Annotated in this window: 15 protein-coding genes; 14 read left to right on the forward strand and 1 reads right to left on the reverse strand. The window is 62.3% G+C overall.

Features of this window, described 5'->3' with window-relative positions:
• The first annotated feature begins 5 nt into the window (after positions 1 to 5).
• The 11 genes from AO240_RS19640 (at position 6) to AO240_RS19690 (ending at position 13351) form a co-directional block, all read left to right on the forward strand.
• Positions 6 to 1280, forward strand: coding sequence for an FAD-binding oxidoreductase (locus AO240_RS19640; protein ID WP_099238495.1), 1275 nt, complete (start codon positions 6 to 8; stop codon positions 1278 to 1280).
• Positions 1281 to 1376: 96 nt separating this feature from the next.
• On the forward strand, positions 1377 to 3014 hold the full coding sequence (locus AO240_RS19645; protein ID WP_099238497.1) for an ABC transporter substrate-binding protein: 1638 nt from the start codon (positions 1377 to 1379) through the stop codon (positions 3012 to 3014).
• Between the two features lie 13 nt (positions 3015 to 3027).
• Positions 3028 to 3984: an ABC transporter permease gene (locus tag AO240_RS19650; protein WP_058414713.1), complete on the forward strand. Its 957-nt coding sequence runs from the start codon at positions 3028 to 3030 to the stop codon at positions 3982 to 3984.
• On the forward strand, positions 3981 to 4856 hold the full coding sequence (locus tag AO240_RS19655; protein ID WP_099238499.1) for an ABC transporter permease: 876 nt from the start codon (positions 3981 to 3983) through the stop codon (positions 4854 to 4856). The genes AO240_RS19650 and AO240_RS19655 overlap by 4 nt, the downstream gene beginning before the upstream one ends.
• 1 nt (position 4857) lies before the next feature.
• Positions 4858 to 6699 carry an ABC transporter ATP-binding protein gene (locus tag AO240_RS19660; RefSeq protein ID WP_099238501.1) on the forward strand — a complete coding sequence of 614 codons (1842 nt, stop codon included), beginning with the start codon at positions 4858 to 4860 and terminating at the stop codon, positions 6697 to 6699.
• A complete protein-coding gene (locus AO240_RS19665) occupies positions 6696 to 7004 on the forward strand; it encodes a (2Fe-2S)-binding protein (RefSeq protein ID WP_099238503.1) in 309 nt (102 codons plus the stop codon). The genes AO240_RS19660 and AO240_RS19665 overlap by 4 nt, the downstream gene beginning before the upstream one ends.
• Complete coding sequence (locus AO240_RS19670; RefSeq protein WP_099238505.1) at positions 6986 to 8362, forward strand: NAD(P)/FAD-dependent oxidoreductase; 1377 nt, start codon at positions 6986 to 6988, stop codon at positions 8360 to 8362. Before AO240_RS19665 ends, AO240_RS19670 begins: the two co-directional genes overlap by 19 nt.
• Entirely contained in the window at positions 8359 to 9513 is a 1155-nt protein-coding gene (locus AO240_RS19675; RefSeq protein WP_099238507.1) for an FAD-binding oxidoreductase, read from the forward strand. The genes AO240_RS19670 and AO240_RS19675 overlap by 4 nt, the downstream gene beginning before the upstream one ends.
• Positions 9510 to 10667 (forward strand): acetylornithine deacetylase, encoded by a 1158-nt coding sequence (argE, locus tag AO240_RS19680; protein ID WP_099238509.1) that lies wholly within the window; start codon positions 9510 to 9512, stop codon positions 10665 to 10667. The genes AO240_RS19675 and argE overlap by 4 nt, the downstream gene beginning before the upstream one ends.
• A 117-nt stretch (positions 10668 to 10784) precedes the next feature.
• A complete protein-coding gene (locus AO240_RS19685; RefSeq protein ID WP_099238511.1) occupies positions 10785 to 12245 on the forward strand; it encodes an NAD-dependent succinate-semialdehyde dehydrogenase in 1461 nt (486 codons plus the stop codon).
• 20 nt (positions 12246 to 12265) lie between these two features.
• Complete coding sequence (locus tag AO240_RS19690; protein ID WP_099238513.1) at positions 12266 to 13351, forward strand: tartrate dehydrogenase; 1086 nt, start codon at positions 12266 to 12268, stop codon at positions 13349 to 13351.
• 1138 nt (positions 13352 to 14489) lie between these two features.
• Here the strand turns inward: AO240_RS19690 and AO240_RS19695 are convergent.
• Positions 14490 to 15416: a glyoxylate/hydroxypyruvate reductase A gene (locus AO240_RS19695; protein WP_099238515.1), complete on the reverse strand. Its 927-nt coding sequence runs from the start codon at positions 15414 to 15416 to the stop codon at positions 14490 to 14492.
• Between the two features lie 193 nt (positions 15417 to 15609).
• Here AO240_RS19695 and gabT point away from each other — a divergent pair, with 193 nt between their 5' ends.
• The 3 genes from gabT (at position 15610) to AO240_RS19710 (ending at position 18168) form a co-directional block, all read left to right on the forward strand.
• Entirely contained in the window at positions 15610 to 16902 is a 1293-nt protein-coding gene (gene gabT / locus AO240_RS19700) for a 4-aminobutyrate--2-oxoglutarate transaminase (protein WP_099238517.1), read from the forward strand.
• Between the two features lie 87 nt (positions 16903 to 16989).
• On the forward strand, positions 16990 to 17634 hold the full coding sequence (locus AO240_RS19705; protein ID WP_099238519.1) for a 2-haloalkanoic acid dehalogenase: 645 nt from the start codon (positions 16990 to 16992) through the stop codon (positions 17632 to 17634).
• Between the two features lie 45 nt (positions 17635 to 17679).
• Positions 17680 to 18168 (forward strand): Lrp/AsnC family transcriptional regulator, encoded by a 489-nt coding sequence (locus AO240_RS19710; protein WP_003174918.1) that lies wholly within the window; start codon positions 17680 to 17682, stop codon positions 18166 to 18168.
• Positions 18169 to 18477 lie beyond the last annotated feature (309 nt).

Below are 18477 nucleotides of genomic sequence, written 5' to 3' on the forward strand. Positions count from 1 at the left end.
ATTACATGGGCAGTGAATCCTATTGGCTCGACACCGCACCGGCGTTTACCGGTGCGCAACTGGGCGGCTTGCCCAAGCAGGTCGACGTGGCGGTGGTTGGCGGTGGGTTCACCGGCCTTGCGGCGGCGCGCGCGCTGGCGCTTAAAGGCGCCAGCGTGGTGGTGCTGGACGCCGGGCGGGTGATCGGCGAAGCCTCGGGGCGCAACGGTGGGCAGTGCAACACCGGGGTGGCTCAGGACTATGCCGGGTTGCACGCAAGCCTCGGTGCCGACAAGGCGCGCGCCTATTACCAGGCCTACGAACGTGCGGTGCACAGCGTGGTTTCGCTGGTCGAGCAGGAAGGGATCGCCTGCGACCTGGTGCGCAACGGCAAGCTCAAGTTGGCAGCCAAGCCCCTGCATTACGAGGGCCTGGCGCGCACCTGCGAGCTGATTCGCCAGGAGGTCGACGCCGATGTGGAACTGCTCAGCGCCGAGCAAACCCGCGCCGAGGTTAATTCGGCGCAGTTTCATGGCGGGTTGCTGCAACGCAACGGGGTGCAGATGCACGTCGGCCGCTTTGGTGTCGGCTTGGCCGAGGCGGCAGCGCGGCGCGGCGCGATGATCTACGAGCACACCCAAGTCGACAACTGGAAGGCTCAGGCCGGCGGCTATCAAGTCAACACCGCCAAGGGCTCGCTGCACGCCGGGCAAGTGCTGCTGGCCACCGGTGCTTGCCAGCATGGCGACCTCGCGTGGTACCGCCGCCGGATCGTGCCGGTGGGCAGTTTTGTGATTGCCACCGAGGTGTTGCCGCAGGCGTTGATTGACCAATTGCTGCCCCGGCACCGGGCCTATGTGACCAGCCGCATGATCGGCAACTACTTTCGCCTGACCCCGGACAACCGCCTGCTGTTCGGCGGGCGTGCGCGGTTTGCGATGTCCAACAGCGTCTCCGATGCCAAGAGCGGCAAGGTGCTGCACGCGGCGATGCTGAACATGTTCCCGCCGTTGGCGCAGGTGAAAATCGATTACTGCTGGGGCGGCCTGGTCGACATGACCTCTGACCGCCTGCCCCGCGCGGGCCAGCAAGGCGGCGTGTTTCATTCCATGGGCTACAGCGGCCATGGCGTGCAAATGTCGGTGCACATGGGCCAGGTGATGGCCGAGGTGATGGCCGGCAATGCGGCTGCCAACCCTTGGCGTGAACTCGAATGGCCGGCGATTCCAGGGCACTTCGGCAAACCCTGGTTCCTGCCGTTCGTGGGCGCCTACTACCGCTTCCAGGATTATTTGCACTGAGTTGGCCGTTGTTGCGTCACCGTCGTTTGCGTTTCCAGGACGCTCCGGACATCCGTGAGCACTCGATTCTTCCGATTATCGACAGGTAGCCTTGATATGACTGACAACAAAAACCCACCCGAGCTGATCTCCGGCCAGGAAAGCCTGCGGGTGTTTGAAAGCCTCAACCGTGGCATGTCGCGCCGCCACGCCCTGCAAATGCTCGGGGTTGCTGGCGTCGCCGCTGCCGGAGCCAGCAGCCTGTTTGGCGCCGCCGGCAAGGTGTTCGCCGATGACGCCAGCGTGGCGGGCAAAGGCAAACCCGGTGGCAAAATTCGGGTCGCCGGCATGTCCAGTTCCACCGCCGACACCCTTGACCCGGCCAAGGGTGCGCTGTCCACCGACTACGTACGCCACTACATGTTTTATAACGGCCTGACCCGTTTCGATAAGCACCTGGTGCCGCAGTTGGAGCTGGCCGAGCGCATCGAGAATACCGACGCAACTCTGTGGACCATCACCTTGCGTAAGGACGTGACCTTCCACAACGGCAAGAGCCTGAGCGCCGCCGACGTGGTGTTCTCCCTCAACCGGCATAAAGACCCACTCACTGGCTCCAAGGTCATGCCGCTGATGGAGCAGTTCGCCGAGATCAAAGCCAGCGGGCCGAACGAGGTGCAGATTCGCCTCAGCGGGCCGAACGCCGAGCTGCCGTCGATTCTTGCGGTGTCGCACTTGTTGATCGTGCCCGAGGGCACCAGCGACTTTAGCAAAGGCATTGGCACCGGGCCGTTCACGGTCGGCGAGTTCAAGCCGGGCGTGCGCTCGATTGCCGTGCGCAATAAAAATTACTGGAAACCGGGCCTGCCGTACCTCGACGAAATCGAGTTCATCGCGATCGCCGACGAGCCGTCGCGGGTCAACGCGCTGTTGTCGGGCGACGTGCACATGATCAACGAGGTCAACCCGCGTTCGACCACGCGTATCGCGGCGAGCAGCAAACACCGGGTCGTCGATGCACCGTCGGGCAACTACACTGACCTGATCATTCGCCAGGACCAATTACCCGGCAAGAACCCGGACTTCACCCAGGCCATGAAACTGCTGCTCGACCGTGAACAGGTCAAGTCCGCGGTGTTCCGTGGGTTTGCCGTGGTCGGCAACGATCACCCGATTGCGCCGGGTTCGCGCTACTTCAATACCGACCTGCCGCAGACCGTGTACGACCCGGAAAAAGCCAGGTTCCTGCTGAAAAAAGCCGGTATGGAAAGCATCACCATGCCGATCATGGCATCGCCCGCGGCCACCGGCTCGGTGGACATCGCCGTGCTCTTGCAGCAATCGGCCAAACAGGCCGGGCTCAAGCTCGATGTGAACCGCCTGCCCAGCGACGGCTACTGGTCGAACCACTGGATGAAGCACCCGCTGAGCTTCGGCAACATCAACCCACGGCCGAATGCCGACGTGATGTTTTCGCAGTTCTTCCAGTCCAAGGCGCCGTGGAACGAGTCGGGTTGGCAGAACGATCAGTTCGACCAATTGCTGATGCTCGCGCGTGCCGAAACCGATGACGCCAAGCGCGCCAAAATGTATGGCGACATGCAGACGCTGGTGCACGACCACTGTGGCATCGGCGTGCCGGTGTTTATCAGCAACATCGATGGCGTCGACCAGCGCGTCAAAGGCTATGACACCAACCCGTTGGGCGGTTTTATGGGCTACATGTTCGCCGAGCAGGTGTGGTTGGACGCTTAAGGAGGGCAGTGCGATGAACAGCAATACACTGTGGTTGATCTGCCGACGCTTCGGCGCCGGGGTCGTGACATTGTTGATCGTGTCGATGGTCGTGTTTGCGATCACGGCGGTACTGCCGGGGGACGCTGCGCAACAATCCCTTGGCCAGTTCGCGACCCCTGAACAAGTGGCGGCACTGCGCCTGAAACTGGGGTTGGACCAACCCGGTGTGTTGCGGTATTTGCACTGGTTGATGAGCCTGCTCACCGGCGACATGGGCCTGTCGGTGTCCAACGCCATGCCGGTCGGTGAATTGATGGCCGGCCGGGTACCCAACACGCTGATGCTGGCGGGCGCCACGGCGCTGGTGTCGGTGCCGGTGGCGCTGGTACTCGGCATCGGCTCGGCGATGGGCCGGGGCGGGCGCATCGACAGCTGCCTGAGCTTCGTCACGCTGGCCATGGTCGCCGTGCCGGAGTTTCTGGTGGCGACCCTGGCAGTGCTGATTTTTGCGGTCAACCTCGGTTGGTTGTCGGCGCTTTCGTATGCCAGCGATATCAGCTCGCCGCTGCAATTCATGCGCACGTATGCGTTGCCGGTGATGACGCTGTGCTGCGTGATCGTCGCGCAAATGGCGCGCATGACCCGCGCCGCCGTGATCGACCAACTCGACAGCGCCTACGTCGAAATGGCTCGCCTCAAAGGCGTCAGCCCCATCCGCATTGTGCTGCGCCACGCCTTGCCCAATGCGATCGGGCCGATCGCCAACGCCATCGCCCTGAGCCTCTCGTACCTGTTGGGCGGGGTGGTGATTGTCGAGACCATCTTCAACTACCCCGGCATTGCCAGCTTGATGGTCGATGCCGTGACCAACCGCGACATGGCGCTGGTGCAAGCGTGCACCATGCTGTTCTGCGCGGCCTACCTGGGCCTGGTGCTGCTTGCCGACCTGTGTGCAATTCTGTCCAACCCGAGGCTGAGAAACCAATGAATCCGCTCATTGCAAAGTCAAAGCCTGTGTCCTCCGCGCTGGCACTCGCCAAGGCGTCCAGCGGCCCGTCGTGGCTCGGCCTGGTGGGCGGCGTGGTGTGTGTGGTGTGGTTGCTGGTGGCGCTGTTCGGCCCCTGGCTGGCACCGCACCCGGTGGGTGAGGTGGTGTCGGATAACATCTTCGAAGGCTTCAGCCTCACGCACCCGTTCGGCACCGATTACCTCGGCCGCGACATGCTCAGCCGGGTGCTGGTCGGCGCGCGGTTCACCGTTGGGCTGGCGCTGGTGGCAGCGTTGCTGGCCAGCGCGCTGGGCACCGGTTGCGCCCTGTTGTCGGTGGTCTCGCCCAAGTGGCTGGACGAAATCATCAGCCGCATCATGGACGCGTTCATTTCGATCCCGAGCAAAATGCTTGCACTGATCATGGTCTCGGCATTCGGCTCGTCGGTCACGCTGCTGATCTGCACGGCGGTGATCAGTTATATCCCGGGCGCGTTCCGCGTTGCGCGCAGCATGGCGGTCAACATCGAGGCGCTGGAATACGTGCAGGTGGCGCGTACGCGTGGCGAGCGCCGGTTGTACGTGGCCTGCATGGAAATTTTGCCGAACATGCTCAACCCGGTACTCACCGACCTCGGCCTGCGCTTCGGCTACATCGTATTGCTGCTCAGCGGCATGAGTTTTCTCGGGCTTGGCGTGCAACCGCCAGACGCCGACCTCGGCTCGCTGGTGCGCGAGAACATCGGCGGCCTCAACCAGGGCGCGCTGGCCATTATCATTCCGGCGCTGGCCATCGGCACGCTGACCATCAGCGTGAATCTGCTGATCGACCATCTGTCATCCCGACGTAGTCGACGTATGGGAGGCCATTGAAATGACTGAGTTGATTCGCGTCAAAGACCTGCGCGTGGTCGCCGGTGGCGAGCGCGGCGAGGTGGAAATCGTCAAAGGCGTGAGTTTCGCGCTGGAAAAAGGTGAAGTGCTGGCGCTGATCGGTGAGTCTGGCTCCGGCAAGACCACCATCGCCTTGGCGCTGCTCGGCTACGCGCGGCGCGGTTGTCGCCTGTCCGGCGGGGTGGTGCAAGTCGGCGAGCACGACATGCTCGCGTTGAGCGAAAAGCAACTGCAAGGCCTGCGCGGCAACCGTGTGTCGTACATCGCGCAAAGCGCGGCGGCGGCGTTCAACCCGGCGAAAAGACTCATCGACCAAGTGGTAGAGGGCGCACTGATCCATGGCCTTGGCAGCCGCGCTGACCTGCACGCCAAAGCCATCGGGCTGTTCCGCGACCTGGCGCTGCCAGACCCGGAGCGCATTGGCCAACGCTACCCGCACCAAGTGTCCGGCGGGCAACTGCAACGGGTGATGGCCGCCATGGCGCTGATCAGCGACCCGCTGCTGGTGGTGCTCGACGAGCCGACCACGGCGCTCGATGTGACCACCCAAATCGACGTGTTGCGTGCTTTCAAGCGCGTGGTGCGCGAGCGCGGCACCACGGCGGTGTACGTGTCGCACGACCTGGCGGTGGTGGCGCAGATGGCCGACCAGATCGTGGTGCTGAACGGCGGGCAAATCCTCGAACAAAGCGCCACCGCGCCGCTGCTCAAGGCCCCGAGCCATGCATACACGCGCAGCCTGCTGGCCGCCGCGCGCCCCGACACCAACATTCGGCCGCCGTGCGGGGTTGCCGAAGAAGTGCCGTTGCTGACCATCAGCAACCTCACCGCCGGCTACGGCAACAAGAACCTGCAAGGCATGCCGTCGATTCGCGTACTCGAAGACATCGACCTCAACGTACGACGCGGCCAGGCGATCGGCGTGATCGGCGAGTCGGGCTCCGGCAAATCCACCTTGGCGCGTGTGGTGGCGGGGCTGCTGACCCCGGCCCTCGGCAAGCTGACGTTCGACGGCCAGCCGTTGGGCGGCAGCTTGTCCGAACGCACCCCCGAGCAGTTCCGACGCATTCAAATGGTCTTTCAGAACGCCGACACGGCGCTCAACCCCATGCACAGTGTGGCGACCATCCTCAGTCGGCCGTTGAAGATGTATTTCAGCCTCAAAGGCGCGGCGCTGCAAACCCGCGTCGGCGAATTGCTCGACCTGGTGCGCCTGCCGCGTGACCTGGCTCAACGCCGCCCCAACGAGTTGTCCGGCGGGCAAAAGCAGCGGGTCAACCTGGCCCGCGCGCTGGCCGCCAAGCCCGACCTGATCCTGTGCGATGAAGTGACCTCGGCGCTGGACACCGTAGTGGGCGCGGCGATCCTCGAATTGCTGCGCGATCTGCGCCAGCAGTTGGGTGTGTCCTACCTGTTTATCAGCCACGATATTTCCACTGTGCGCGCGCTGTGCGACGACATTGTGGTGATGTACAGCGGCCACAAAGTACAGGCCGGCAGCCGCCAGTCGTTCGCCGAACCGCCGTTTCATCCCTACACCGACCTGTTGATTCACTCGGTGCCGGAGCTGCGCCAAGGCTGGCTGGAAACCTGCAGCGCCAGCGCTGGCGGGTTGCCGCCGATTGGCCCGCGCGCCAACGTGCCGGAACTCTGCACCTTTCTCAACCGCTGCCCGGTGCGGGTCGACGGCCTGTGCAACCGCACCGCGCCGAGTCGGCGGACGCTGGCCAATGGCGGTGAAATTCTCTGTCACCACGACACTGCCCAGTTGCTGAATACGCAGCAGGGCCTGACCACCATGACGTTGGGAGCGTATGCATGAAAGGGCGTTTTGTGAGGCTGGCCGAACAGGGCCGGCCGACGGTCAGCCTGACCGTGGACGGTGCAGCCATCGAAGCCCTGCAGGGCGACACCCTGATGGTCGCCTTGCTGACCCAGGGCAACGCCTTGCGCCAGTCGGAATTCGACAGCGGGCGCCGCGCCGGTTTCTGCCTGATGGGCGCTTGCCAGGATTGTTGGGTGTGGACCCGCAGCGGCGAACGCCTGCGCGCTTGCTCCAACGAGGTCCGCGAGGGTCTGGATATTGTCACCACACAACCGGAGGCAACATGGCCACTGCACGGGTAGTCATTGTGGGTGCCGGACCTGCCGGGGTTCGCTGCGCCGAAACCCTGGTGAACGCCGGTATCACGCCGATTCTGATCGATGAAAATCGCCGTGACGGCGGGCAAATCTATCGCCGCCAGCCGCATGGGTTTACCCGCGACTACGCCACCCTGTACGGCAGCGAAGCGGCCAAGGCTGAGCATCTGCACCAGACGTTCGATCGCCTGCGCAGCGTGATCGATTACCGGCCCGACACCTTGGTGTGGAACCTCACGCCGGGGCAATTGTGCTGTGCGAGCCAGGGCCGACACAGCACGGTGGATTACGACGCGCTGATTCTATGCACCGGCGCCACTGACCGTTTGATGCCCATCGAAGGCTGGCAACTGGCGGGTACCTACAGCCTCGGCGGGGCGCAGATCGCCTTGAAAAACCAGGCCGTGTCGATCGGCCATCGCGTGGTCTTCATGGGCAGCGGGCCGTTGCTTTACCTGGTTGCCAGCCAATACGTCAAAGCCGGCGCCGAGGTGGCGGCGGTGCTCGACACGTCGCCCTTCAGCCTGCGCCTTAAAGCCTTGCCAAAACTGCTCGCGCGCCCCGGCTTGCTGTTCACCGGCATCAAGCTGCTGGCGCAACTGTACCGGGCCAAGGTGGCGGTGCATCTGGGGGTCAAGCCATTGCAGATCATCGGCGATGCCGCCAACGGCGTCGGCGGGGTGCGCTTTACCGCGGGCAACGGCCAGGCCATGACGGTGCAGGCCGATGCCGTGGCGCTCGGTTATCACTTGCGCCCGGAAACCCAATTGGGCGATTTGGCGGGCTGCAAGATGGCGTTTGACGAGCCGTCCAGCCAATGGTGGCTGGCCACCGACGCCGCCGGGCGCACGTCGGTAGACGGCGTTTACGCTGCCGGTGACGGCTCGAAAATTCGCGGTGCCGACGCCGCCGAGCATGCCGGGCGCCTGGTCGCGCTGACCCTGCTTGAAGATTTAAAGCAGCCTTTTGATACCGCGCTGCGTGACGCGCAACAGCAGGCGCTGGCGGCCATGGATCAATTTCGCCTCGGCCTGGCACAGGCATTCCCGTGGCCCAGCGAACAGGCCAGGGCGCTACCGGACAGTGCCATCGTGTGCCGTTGCGAGATGATCAGTGCCGGCGAATTACGCAACACGGTGAATCAGAAGGGCGCCTGCGAAGTCAACCGCGCCAAGGCGTTCAGCCGGGTCGGCATGGGCCGCTGCCAGGGCCGCTATTGCTCGCAGGCCGGCGCCGAGGTGATTGCCGCCGAGGCGCGCGTGCCGGTGCAGGAGGTCGGCCGCCAGCGTGGCCAGGCGCCGGTCAAACCGTTGTCGATGCTCACCGAGGAGGTCGCGCCATGAGTGTGCAAAAAGCTGACGTGGTGATTGTCGGCGGTGGCCTGATGGGCTCGGCAACTGCGTTTTTCCTGCGTCTTCGCGGGCAGTCGGTGATCTTGCTGGAGCGCGACCAGATCGGCCAATACGCCAGCGGTGTGAACTTCGGCAATGTGCGACGGCAAGGCCGCTTCCTCGGCCAATTAGCCTTGGCCAACCGTTCCTGGGCCTTGTGGAAACGCCTGCCGGAATTAATCGGCGATGACCTTGAGTTCATTCCCAGCGGGCACATGCGCGTGTGTTATCGCGAAGATGAAATCGCTGAACTTGAGGCCTACGCCGCCGCGCCGGAAGCCGCGCAACTGGACCTGAAAATTTATCGCGGCGCCGAGTTGCGTCAACGTTTCGGTTTTCTTGGCCCGGACGTCAAGGGCGGCTCCTATGCGCCCCACGACGGCCACGCCAACCCGCGCCTCGCAGCGCCTGCGTTTGCGCGCGCGGCGGTGCGCTTGGGTGCGCAGATTGAAGAGCGTACCGAAGTCGCCGAGGTGCACAAAGTCGGCGCTGACTTTCATGTCAGCACCACCGACGGCCGCCAGTTCCAGGCCGCGCAACTGTTGATCACCGCCGGGGCCTGGGGCCAAAAGCTCTCGGCGCAGTTCGGCGAACCGGTGCCGCTGGACACCCACGGCCCGCAAATGGCGGTGACCGAACCGGTGCCCTACGCGTTGCCGACGGTGATCGGCGTGTACACCAAAATCCCCGAAGAGGTGATCTACTTCCGGCAGATCCCACGCGGCAATATCGTGATTGGCGGCGGTTACCGCAGCAAACCGGACATGCTCAACCGTCGCGCCCAGGTCGAGCCGCGCAGCATCCTCAACCAGATCAACCAGATGCGCCGGCTGCTGCCGGGTGTCGGTAACCTGAGCATCATCCGCGTGTGGAGCGGCATCGAAGGCTACCTGCCGGACTCACTGCCGGTGATGGGGCGCAGTGGCAGCGTCGACGGTTTGTTCTACGCTTTTGGTTTTTGCGGGCATGGTTTTCAGCTCGGCCCAGGCGTTGGCGATGTCATGGCGGAGCTGCTCAGCACCGGCAGTACCAGCACGCCGATTGAGCCGTTTTCCATCACCCGCTTTGCCCAACCTGCCATCCAACGGAGCCAGGCCTCATGAAACCTCGCGTTCTCGAGATTCTCAAACAGCTGATGGCCTTCGATACAGTGTCGTCAGTGTCGAACATGGCCCTGATCGACTATGTGCGCGACCTGTTGCTGACCAAGGGCATCGAGTCGCTGATCGTCAAGGACGAAAGCGGCAAGAAGGCTAATCTGTTTGCCAGCACCGGCCCCAAGCACCAGCCCGGCGTGTTGCTCTCCGGGCACACCGATGTGGTACCGGCGGCGGGGCAGGCGTGGACTTTTCCGGCGTTCGCCGCCACGGTGAAGGACGGGCGTATTTATGGGCGCGGCAGTTGCGACATGAAGGGCTTTATTGCCCTGGCCATCGACGCGATGCTCGACGCGGCTGATAAAACCTTGAACCGTCCGCTGCAGTTGGCCCTGTCGCACGACGAGGAGATCGGCTGTGTCGGCGTGCGGCGCTTGCTCGACGTGCTGCACCTGGCGCCAGTTCGCCCGTTTTTGTGCCTGGTCGGCGAACCGACCAACATGCAGTTTGTACTTGGCCACAAGGGCAAGGGTTCATACCGCACCCATTGCCGTGGCCTGGAGGCGCATTCATCGCTGGCCCCGCGTTCGGTGAATGCGATCCACGTGGCCTGCGACTTTATCGCCGCGCTGCGCGAAAGCCAGCAGCAACTGCAACGCCACGGCGCTCAGGACACGGACTACGATGTGCCCTACAGCACCGTGCACGTCGGGCAAATTAGCGGCGGCAAGGCGCTGAATATTGTGCCCAACCTGTGCACCCTGGATTTTGAAGTGCGCAACCTGCCGGCCGACGACCTGGACCAGTTCCTGGAGCAAATGCGCGAGCGCGCCGAAGTGATCGTGCGTGAGGCGCAGAAGTTGTCCAGCGTGGCGGCCATCGAGATCGAAACCATCAACGTCTACCCAGGGCTCGACACGCACCCAAGCGTTGAGGCGGTGCGCTTTTTGAAGCAATTCGCGGCGCCGGGCACCGGCACTGCAAAGGTCTCGTTCGGCACCGAAGGCGGCCTGTTCAAGCAGCGTCTGGATGTGCCGGTGGTGGTCTGCGGGCCGGGTTCCATCGAGCAGGCGCACAAGCCCGATGAGTTTGTCGAGATCAGCCAGATGGAGGCGGGCGAGCGCTTTTTGCAAGGCATGCTGGGTTCGCTGACGGCCTAGCAGAGCCTGCCGTCCTCGCGTGATTTTCAGCACGCCACGCTGCTTCAAACGCGCTTTCGGCATCCTCGTTTGCGCGACCTGCCTAGACTTGAGCGTGTCTCGGACCAGGACTCGACCATGCTCAAGAATCGCTTGCAAGACCCCAGCCTGTTGGCTGAACTCGCCTATGTAGATGGCCAGTGGCGCGCTGCCGACAGCGGCGCCACGCTGGACATCCACGACCCCGCCACCGGCCAGCTGTTGGCACAGGTTCCGGCCATGCACGCGGTGGATACCCGCCGCGCCATCGAAGCCGCCGAACGCGCCTGGCCTGCCTGGCGCGCACGCCCGGCAGCGGAGCGCGCAGCGCTGCTTGAACGTTGGCACCAGGCGATGATCGATAACCTCGATGACCTGGCGCTGATCATGACCTGCGAACAGGGCAAGCCGCTCAACGAGGCCAAGGGCGAAATTCGCTACGGTGCCGGCTTCGTCAAATGGTTCGCCGAGGAAGCCCGCCGCGTCTACGGTGAAACCATGCCGGCGCCGAGCGGCGACCGTCGCTTGCTGACGCTCAAGCAACCGGTGGGGGTGTGCGCCGCGATCACCCCGTGGAACTTCCCCAACGCAATGATCACGCGCAAATGCGCGCCCGCGCTGGCCGCCGGTTGCCCGATTATCGTCAAGCCGTCCGACCTCACGCCACTGTCGGCCCTGGCACTGGCGGTGCTGGCCGAGCGTGTCGGCATTCCTGCCGGGGTGTTCAATGTCATCACCGGGCTGCCCGCCGGCATCGGCGAAGAGCTGACCGGCAACCCGGCGGTGCGCAAAATCTCCTTCACCGGTTCCACCGCCGTCGGCCGCCTGTTGATGCGCCAAAGCGCCGAGCACATCAAGCGCCTGAGCCTGGAACTGGGCGGCAATGCCCCGTTTATCGTGTTTGACGACGCCGACCTTGAACAGGCCGTGGCGGGCGTGATGCTGAGCAAGTTTCGCAACGCCGGGCAAACCTGCGTGTGCGCCAACCGCATCCTGGTGCAGGACGGTATCTACGCGCGTTTCGCCGCGCGGCTGGTGGAGGAGGTGGGCAAGCTCAAGGTCGGCAATGGCCTGGAAGAAGGCGTGACTATTGGCCCACTGATCAACCCTGCGGCGGTGAACAAGGTGGCGCGGCATATCGACGACGCCTTGAGCCAGGGCGCAGAGTTGTTGTGCGGCGCGATGCCCACGGGCGACAGCCAGTTCGTGCAGCCCACGGTGCTTGGCGACACCCACGCCGGCATGTTGCTCGCCAACGAAGAAACTTTCGGCCCGGTGGCGCCGTTGATGCGCTTTACCGATGAAGCCCAGGCGCTGGCCCTGGCCAATGCCACGCCGTACGGCTTGGGCGCCTACTATTTCACTCAGGACTTGCAGCGCTCGTGGCGTTTTGGCGAGGCGCTGGAGTTCGGCATGGTCGGGCTCAACACCGGGATTATCTCGATGGAAGTCGCGCCGTTTGGCGGCATCAAGCAGTCGGGTCTGGGCCGCGAAGGCAGCAAGTACGGGCTGGACGAGTACCTTGAAGTCAAAGCCTTCCATATCGGCGGGTTGAACTGACAGTTAATGAGGTGTGAGGCATGAGCAAGGCATACAGAATCGCCGCGATTGCCGGTGATGGCATTGGCAAGGAAGTGTTGCCCGAAGGGCTGCGCGTACTGCAGCAGGCGGCGAAGATTTGGCACCTCAACCTGAGCATTGAAGTGCTGGATTGGGCGCACTGCGATTACTACCTGGAACACGGGCAGATGATGCCCGAGGACTGGTTCGAGCAGCTCAAGGGCTTTGACGCCATCTACTTCGGCGCGGTCGGCTGGCCGGACAAAGTCCCGGACCACATTTCCCTGTGGGGCTCGTTGCTCAAGTTTCGCCGCGACTTCGACCAGTACGTGAACATCCGCCCGGTGCGGCTGTTCCCCGGCGTGCCGTGCCCGCTGGCCGGGCGTGAGCCTGGCGATATTGATTTTGTGGTGATCCGCGAGAATACCGAAGGTGAGTATTCGTCGGTGGGTGGCAAGATGTTTGAAGGCACCGAGCATGAATTTGTGCTGCAAGAATCGGTGTTCACCCGGCGCGGTGTGGACCGCATTCTCAAGTTTGCATTTGAGCTGGCGCAGACGCGTCCGCGCAAGCGCCTGACGGCGGCGACCAAGTCCAACGGCATTTCCATCAGCATGCCGTACTGGGACGAGCGCACCGCACTGATGGCGGCGAATTACCCCGAGGTGACGTGGGACAAGCAGCACATCGATATTCTGTGCGCGCGGTTTGTGTTGCAGCCGGACCGGTTTGATGTGGTGGTGGCGTCGAATCTGTTTGGCGATATTTTGTCGGACCTGGGGCCGGCGTGTGCGGGCACGATCGGGATCGCGCCGTCGGCTAACCTGGACCCGCAGCGGCGCTTCCCTTCGTTGTTTGAGCCGGTGCATGGCTCGGCGCCGGATATTGCCGGGCAGAATATCGCCAATCCGATTGCGATGATTTGGTCGGGCGCGCTGATGCTGGATTTTCTCGGCAATGGAGATGAACGTTATCGCGCGGCGCATGACGGGATTTTGCGGGCGGTCGAGACGGTGATTGCCGAAGGGCCGATCACCCAGGATTTGGGCGGGCAGGGCTCGACACAGGACGTAGGTTTAGCGATTGCCGAGAGGCTCGAGCTCTAAAGCGCGCAGGGTGTCAGCCAATAATGTGTTGACTGACATACCGCCATCGCGAGCAAGCCCGCTCCCACAGTTGGGTGTGTGTGTATCAGTCAGGTATCAAGCATTTTTGGATTTTTGCGGCAGACTCGGTCAAGGCGGAGGCGTGATGCGCTCTAAAGCGGGCAGGGTGTCAGCCAATAATGTGTTGACTGACATACCGCCATCGCGAGCAAGCCCGCTCCCACAGTTGGGTGTGTGTAGTCAGCCAATAATGTGTTGACTGACATACCGCCATCGCGAGCAAGCCCGCTCCCACAGTTGGGTGTGTGTGTATCAGTCAGGTATCAAGGATTTTTGGATTTTTGCGGCAGACTCGGTCAAGGCGGAGGCGTGATGCGCTCTAAAGCGGGCACTGTGTCAGCCAATGAATGTGTTGACTGATACTCCGCTATCGCGAGCAAGCCCGCTCCCACAGTTGGGTGTGTGTGTATCAGTCAGGTATCAAGCATTTTTGGATTTTTGCGGCAGACTCGGTCAAGGCGGAGGCGTGATGCGCTCTAAAGCGGGCACTGTGTCAGCCAATGAATGTGTTGACTGATACTCCGCTATCGCGAGCAAGCCCGCTCCCACAGTTGGGTGTGTGTGTATCAGTCAGGTATCAAGCATTTTTGGATTTTTGCGGCAGACTCGGTCAAGGCGGAGGCGTGATGCGCTCTAAAGCGGGCAGGGTGTCAGCCAATAATGTGTTGACTGACATACCGCCATCGCGAGCAAGCCCGCTCCCACAGTTGGGTGTGTGTGTATCAGTCAGGTATCAAGCATTTTTGGATTTTTGCGGCAGACTCGGTCAAGCCGGAGGCGTGATGCGCTCTAAAGCGGGCAGGGTGTCAGCCAATAATGTGTTGACTGACATACCGCCATCGCGAGCAAGCCCGCTCCCACAGTTGGGTGTGTGTGTATCAGTCAGGTATCAAGCATTTTTGGATTTTTGCGGCAGACTCGGTCAAGGCGGAGGCGTGATGCGCTCTAAAGCGGGCAGGGTGTCAGCCAATAATGTGTTGACTGACATACCGCCATCGCGAGCAAGCCCGCTCCCACAGTTGGGTGTGTCCCACCGGTGGGTGTGTTTGCATCCGTTCGGCGGTGTCAGGACAGCGGGCTAATAGCCTAACCGCCGATCTATCTCACCGACCATCGGCTCGCCCCGCTCAAACCGGCGAATATTCTCCAGCAATACCGCAAAGGCGCTCTGCGGTTGAGTCATCGCCGCAATGTGTGGCGTCAGCATAATCTGCGGATGAGCCCAAAACGGATGATCAGCCCGCGCCGGCTCCTCTTGCAGCACATCCAGCACCGCACCGCTCAGTTGCCCGCTGCCCAGCGCTTCCAGCAAATCTGCCTCTACCAGATGCCCGCCACGGCCCATATTGATCAACGCCGCGCCGCGTGGCAGTTGCGCAAATAACCGTCGATTCAGAATCCCATGGGTCTGCTCCGTCAGCGGCAGCACGCACAACAGAATGTCGCACTGGCTGAGAAACGCCGGCAACTGCTGCTCGCCCGCGTAACAGTCCACGCCCGGCACCTGATGAGCGCTGCGCGCCCAACCCGACAAGGCGAACCCCAGCGGCGCCAACGTCGCGAGAATCTGTTGGGCCTGAGTCCCCAGGCCCATCACACCTACGCGCCGGTTCACCGCAGGCTGCAACAAATGCGCCTGCCAGCAGCGCGCTATTTGTTGCTGGCGGTAGCGCAGCATGTCCCGGTGCAGGCTGAGCACCGCCCAACTCGCGTATTCGCACATGCCCCGAGTGATGCCTGGGTCAAGCAGGCGCACCACCGGTAGCTCGGGCGGCAAACGGTGAAGGTCCAACTGGTCGACGCCTGCCGACAAGGCAAACAACACTTTCAGATTGGGCAGCAGTTGCGCCACATCCTCCGGTGCCTGCCAGGCGGCCAGGTAGTGGATGTCTTGCGGGTTGCCGATGTCTGGCCAGGCGCGCCAAGCGATGTCGGATGCGTGTTCGGCGAACAGTGCTTGCCAGTGTTGGCCGCGCACCGGGTCAGCTTTGTAGAGCAAGGCCATGGGCATTTCCTGCGCAAGGGAGGTCACCCCCATCATCGCTCAAGGCAGGCGCAGGATCTGTTGAAAGGCGGGGGCAAAACAGTTGATCCGAATTTCTCACGGGGCAAGTTCGGCGTAGTTGGTTTTCCACACACCGTAATCTGAATGACATCGCAACCACCTTCCGGTTGCCGGACTCACGATGGGAAAAACCATGAATAGCAAAGTCGATGAAACCCCTCATTTGCTGCGTCAGCGCGACCAATTCGTGCCCCGTGGCCTGGTCACTGCTCACCCATTGGTCATTGATCGCGCCCAAGGCACCGAGTTGTGGGATGTAGACGGCAAGCGCTACCTGGATTTTGTCGGCGGTATCGGCGTGCTGAATGTGGGCCACAACCACGCGAAAGTGGTTGCGGCGGTGCAGGCTCAGTTGCACAAGGTGTCCCACGCGTGCTTTCAAGTGGTCGCGTATCAGCCTTATCTGGACCTGGCCCAGCGCCTGTGCGAACTGATCGGCGGCAAGGAGGCCTACAAAGCTGCGTTTTTTACCTCTGGCGCCGAAGCGGTGGAAAATGCAGTGAAAATTGCGCGTGCCCACACCAACCGGTCGGCGGTGATTGCCTTTCGCGGCGGTTTTCACGGTCGCACGTTGCTCGGCACCACCCTCACCGGCATGAGTCAGCCGTACAAACAGAACTTCGGGCCGTTTGCGCCAGAGGTGTTCCATACGCCGTATCCGAATGCCTATCGCGGTTTCACCAGCGACATGGCGCTGAAGGCGCTGGACGAATTGCTTGCCACGCAGGTGGCACCAGAGCGGGTCGCGGCGATCCTGATTGAACCGGTACAGGGCGACGGTGGTTTCCTGGCGGCGCCGGTAGAGTTTCTCAAGGGCCTGCGCGCGTTGACTGAAAAACACGGCATCGTGCTGATTCTGGATGAAATCCAGACCGGTTTCGGGCGTACCGGCAAGTGGTTCGGCTTCCAGCACGCCGACATCCAGCCCGACCTGGTGACCGTCGCCAAGAGCCTGGCCGGCGGCTTGCCGTTGTCCGGCGTGGTCGGTAAAGCTGCGGTTATGGATGCGCCGTTGCCCGGTGGCCTGGGCGGCACGTACGGCGGTAACGCGTTGTCCTGCGTAGCGGCGCTGGCGGTGATCAATGCTTTTGAGGAAGAACACCTGCTGGCGCGCGGTGAAATCCTGGGCGAGCGCTTGCGTCAAGGCTTGCTGCGCTTGCAACAGCGTCACCCGCAAATCGGTGATGTGCGCGGCACCGGGTTCATGCTCGCCATCGAGCTGATCAAAAACGACGAGGCCCGTACGCCAGACGCGGAGCTTAATCAGCGGCTGATTGATGAAGCGCGCAAGGGCGGTTTGTTAGTGATCAAGTGCGGCGTGTACCGCAACGTGCTGCGCTTTCTCGCGCCGCTGGTGACCACCGAAGCGCAAATCGACGAAGCCCTGCAGATACTTGAGGGTGCCTTGGCACGCGTTTTGAACTGAGCCAAGGCTGACTGACTTCTGGCGCCGCTTGTGAGCTGTTATGGAGCATGGGGTGAATGCAATGCATCATTGGAGGATCGACCCACCATGGGGCTGACAGAATATCGAGCGTTGCTGATTGACTGCGATGAAGTGCTGGTGGATCGCGATTCAGGTGTATGGGCAGCCTTGCAGCCGTTGCTCGACAGCCGTGGCGGGCAGCAGCAAAAAGAGCCGGTGCTGGCCGAATATAATGCGGTGGTCGCGGCACTCTACCCACGCTTCGCCGAGCTGGGTTTCAGCGGTGTGCTGTGTTTTGCGCATCGCCAACTCGCGCAGAGCTGGGGCTTGCAGGCCATTTGGGAGGAGGGCATGAGCTTTGCGCGATCAGCCGGCAATTGGTCGCTGTTCGAGGATGCTCCGGGGGCTATGCTCTACTTGCGCAAGTTCTACCGATTGTGGGTGCGCGGCGACCGTGATGCCGAAGACCGCGCCGCGTTGTGCGAGCGTCTGGGCATTGCACTTGAAGATTTTATCTCGCTGGCCGAGGACCCGGGCTGGCTCAGCCAGCCGGCGCTGGACGCGCAACCGATGCTGCACGTGACGCGCGCATCCGTCGCCGCGACGGCGGGCCTGGACCGCTGTTTGATTGGCCGTCAGCGCAGCCGGCAACCCACGCCGTGTGCGGCGCACTACTGCATCAACAGCATGGCGGACCTGGTTGCGCAGCATCAGCTGTCTTTACGGCGCTGATTTTGCTAGAAGATTGTCTTACGAACGGCAGTCATGAGGTACGCAATGGAAGGGCTAGTGAAACTGGACCGGATTGATATCAGCATCCTGGTCGAGCTGCAAAAAGACGGCCGCATGACCAATGTCAGCCTCGCCGACGCTGTTGGCTTATCGGCCAGCCCCTGCTTGCAACGCGTCAAGCGGTTAGAGTCGGCCGGGTATATTTCCAGCTACAAGGCGCATTTGAACCTGGCAAAAATTACCGACTCGGTGACGGTGTTTACCGAGATCACCCTCAGTGACCACAAGCGCGAAGACTTTGCCAAATTCGAGTCCAATATTCGCTTGGTCGATGAGGTGCTTGAATGTCATTTGATCAGCGGTGGCTACGACTATCTTGTGCGTTTCATGACCCGCAGTATTCAGCATTACCAGGAGGTGGTTGAAAGCCTGCTGGACAAGAATATCGGCATTTCCAAGTACTTCAGCTATATCGTGATCAAGTCTCCGGTGCTCAAGGATGGCGTGCCCCTGCGTAAGCTGTTGCGGCATTGAGGTTGATGATGTGGTGCTGTTGTTGGGGCTTTAGGTGGGTACATATCCGGTGTTTGGGTTATGGCTTGTATGGGTTCCGCCCTTACGGCGGGTCACTTTTGAACAGCGCAAAAGTAACCAAAACGCTCTTGCCCCACCACTCGGTGCCTCGCTAGTCACTTTTGAACAGCGCAAAAGTAACCAAAACGCTCTTGCCCCACCACTCGGTGCCTCGCTTGGGCTCGGCATGCCCGCCCGCAGGCTTGAATCCGTGGGCCGCCGCGATGGGCCATCCTTGGCCCAGCGCGGCTAACCCGGCGTCCTGCCGGG

The sequence above is a fragment of the Pseudomonas sp. ICMP 460 genome (genome assembly GCF_002723595.1).
In the GTDB taxonomy this organism is placed as follows: Bacteria; Pseudomonadota; Gammaproteobacteria; order Pseudomonadales; family Pseudomonadaceae; genus Aquipseudomonas; species Aquipseudomonas kitaguniensis.

Excerpts from the sequence above, each read along its gene's own strand:
- AO240_RS19640 (WP_099238495.1), top strand. The coding sequence starts at position 6 with ATGGGCAGTGAATCCTATTGGCTCGACACCGCACCGGCGTTTACCGGT.
- AO240_RS19645 (WP_099238497.1), top strand. The coding sequence starts at position 1,377 with ATGACTGACAACAAAAACCCACCCGAGCTGATCTCCGGCCAGGAAAGC.
- AO240_RS19650 (WP_058414713.1), top strand. The coding sequence starts at position 3,028 with ATGAACAGCAATACACTGTGGTTGATCTGCCGACGCTTCGGCGCCGGG.
- AO240_RS19655 (WP_099238499.1), top strand. The coding sequence starts at position 3,981 with ATGAATCCGCTCATTGCAAAGTCAAAGCCTGTGTCCTCCGCGCTGGCA.
- AO240_RS19660 (WP_099238501.1), top strand. The coding sequence starts at position 4,858 with ATGACTGAGTTGATTCGCGTCAAAGACCTGCGCGTGGTCGCCGGTGGC.
- AO240_RS19665 (WP_099238503.1), top strand. The coding sequence starts at position 6,696 with ATGAAAGGGCGTTTTGTGAGGCTGGCCGAACAGGGCCGGCCGACGGTC.
- AO240_RS19670 (WP_099238505.1), top strand. The coding sequence starts at position 6,986 with ATGGCCACTGCACGGGTAGTCATTGTGGGTGCCGGACCTGCCGGGGTT.
- AO240_RS19675 (WP_099238507.1), top strand. The coding sequence starts at position 8,359 with ATGAGTGTGCAAAAAGCTGACGTGGTGATTGTCGGCGGTGGCCTGATG.
- argE (WP_099238509.1), top strand. The coding sequence starts at position 9,510 with ATGAAACCTCGCGTTCTCGAGATTCTCAAACAGCTGATGGCCTTCGAT.
- AO240_RS19685 (WP_099238511.1), top strand. The coding sequence starts at position 10,785 with ATGCTCAAGAATCGCTTGCAAGACCCCAGCCTGTTGGCTGAACTCGCC.
- AO240_RS19690 (WP_099238513.1), top strand. The coding sequence starts at position 12,266 with ATGAGCAAGGCATACAGAATCGCCGCGATTGCCGGTGATGGCATTGGC.
- AO240_RS19695 (WP_099238515.1), bottom strand. The coding sequence starts at position 15,416 with ATGGCCTTGCTCTACAAAGCTGACCCGGTGCGCGGCCAACACTGGCAA.
- gabT (WP_099238517.1), top strand. The coding sequence starts at position 15,610 with ATGAATAGCAAAGTCGATGAAACCCCTCATTTGCTGCGTCAGCGCGAC.
- AO240_RS19705 (WP_099238519.1), top strand. The coding sequence starts at position 16,990 with ATGGGGCTGACAGAATATCGAGCGTTGCTGATTGACTGCGATGAAGTG.
- AO240_RS19710 (WP_003174918.1), top strand. The coding sequence starts at position 17,680 with ATGGAAGGGCTAGTGAAACTGGACCGGATTGATATCAGCATCCTGGTC.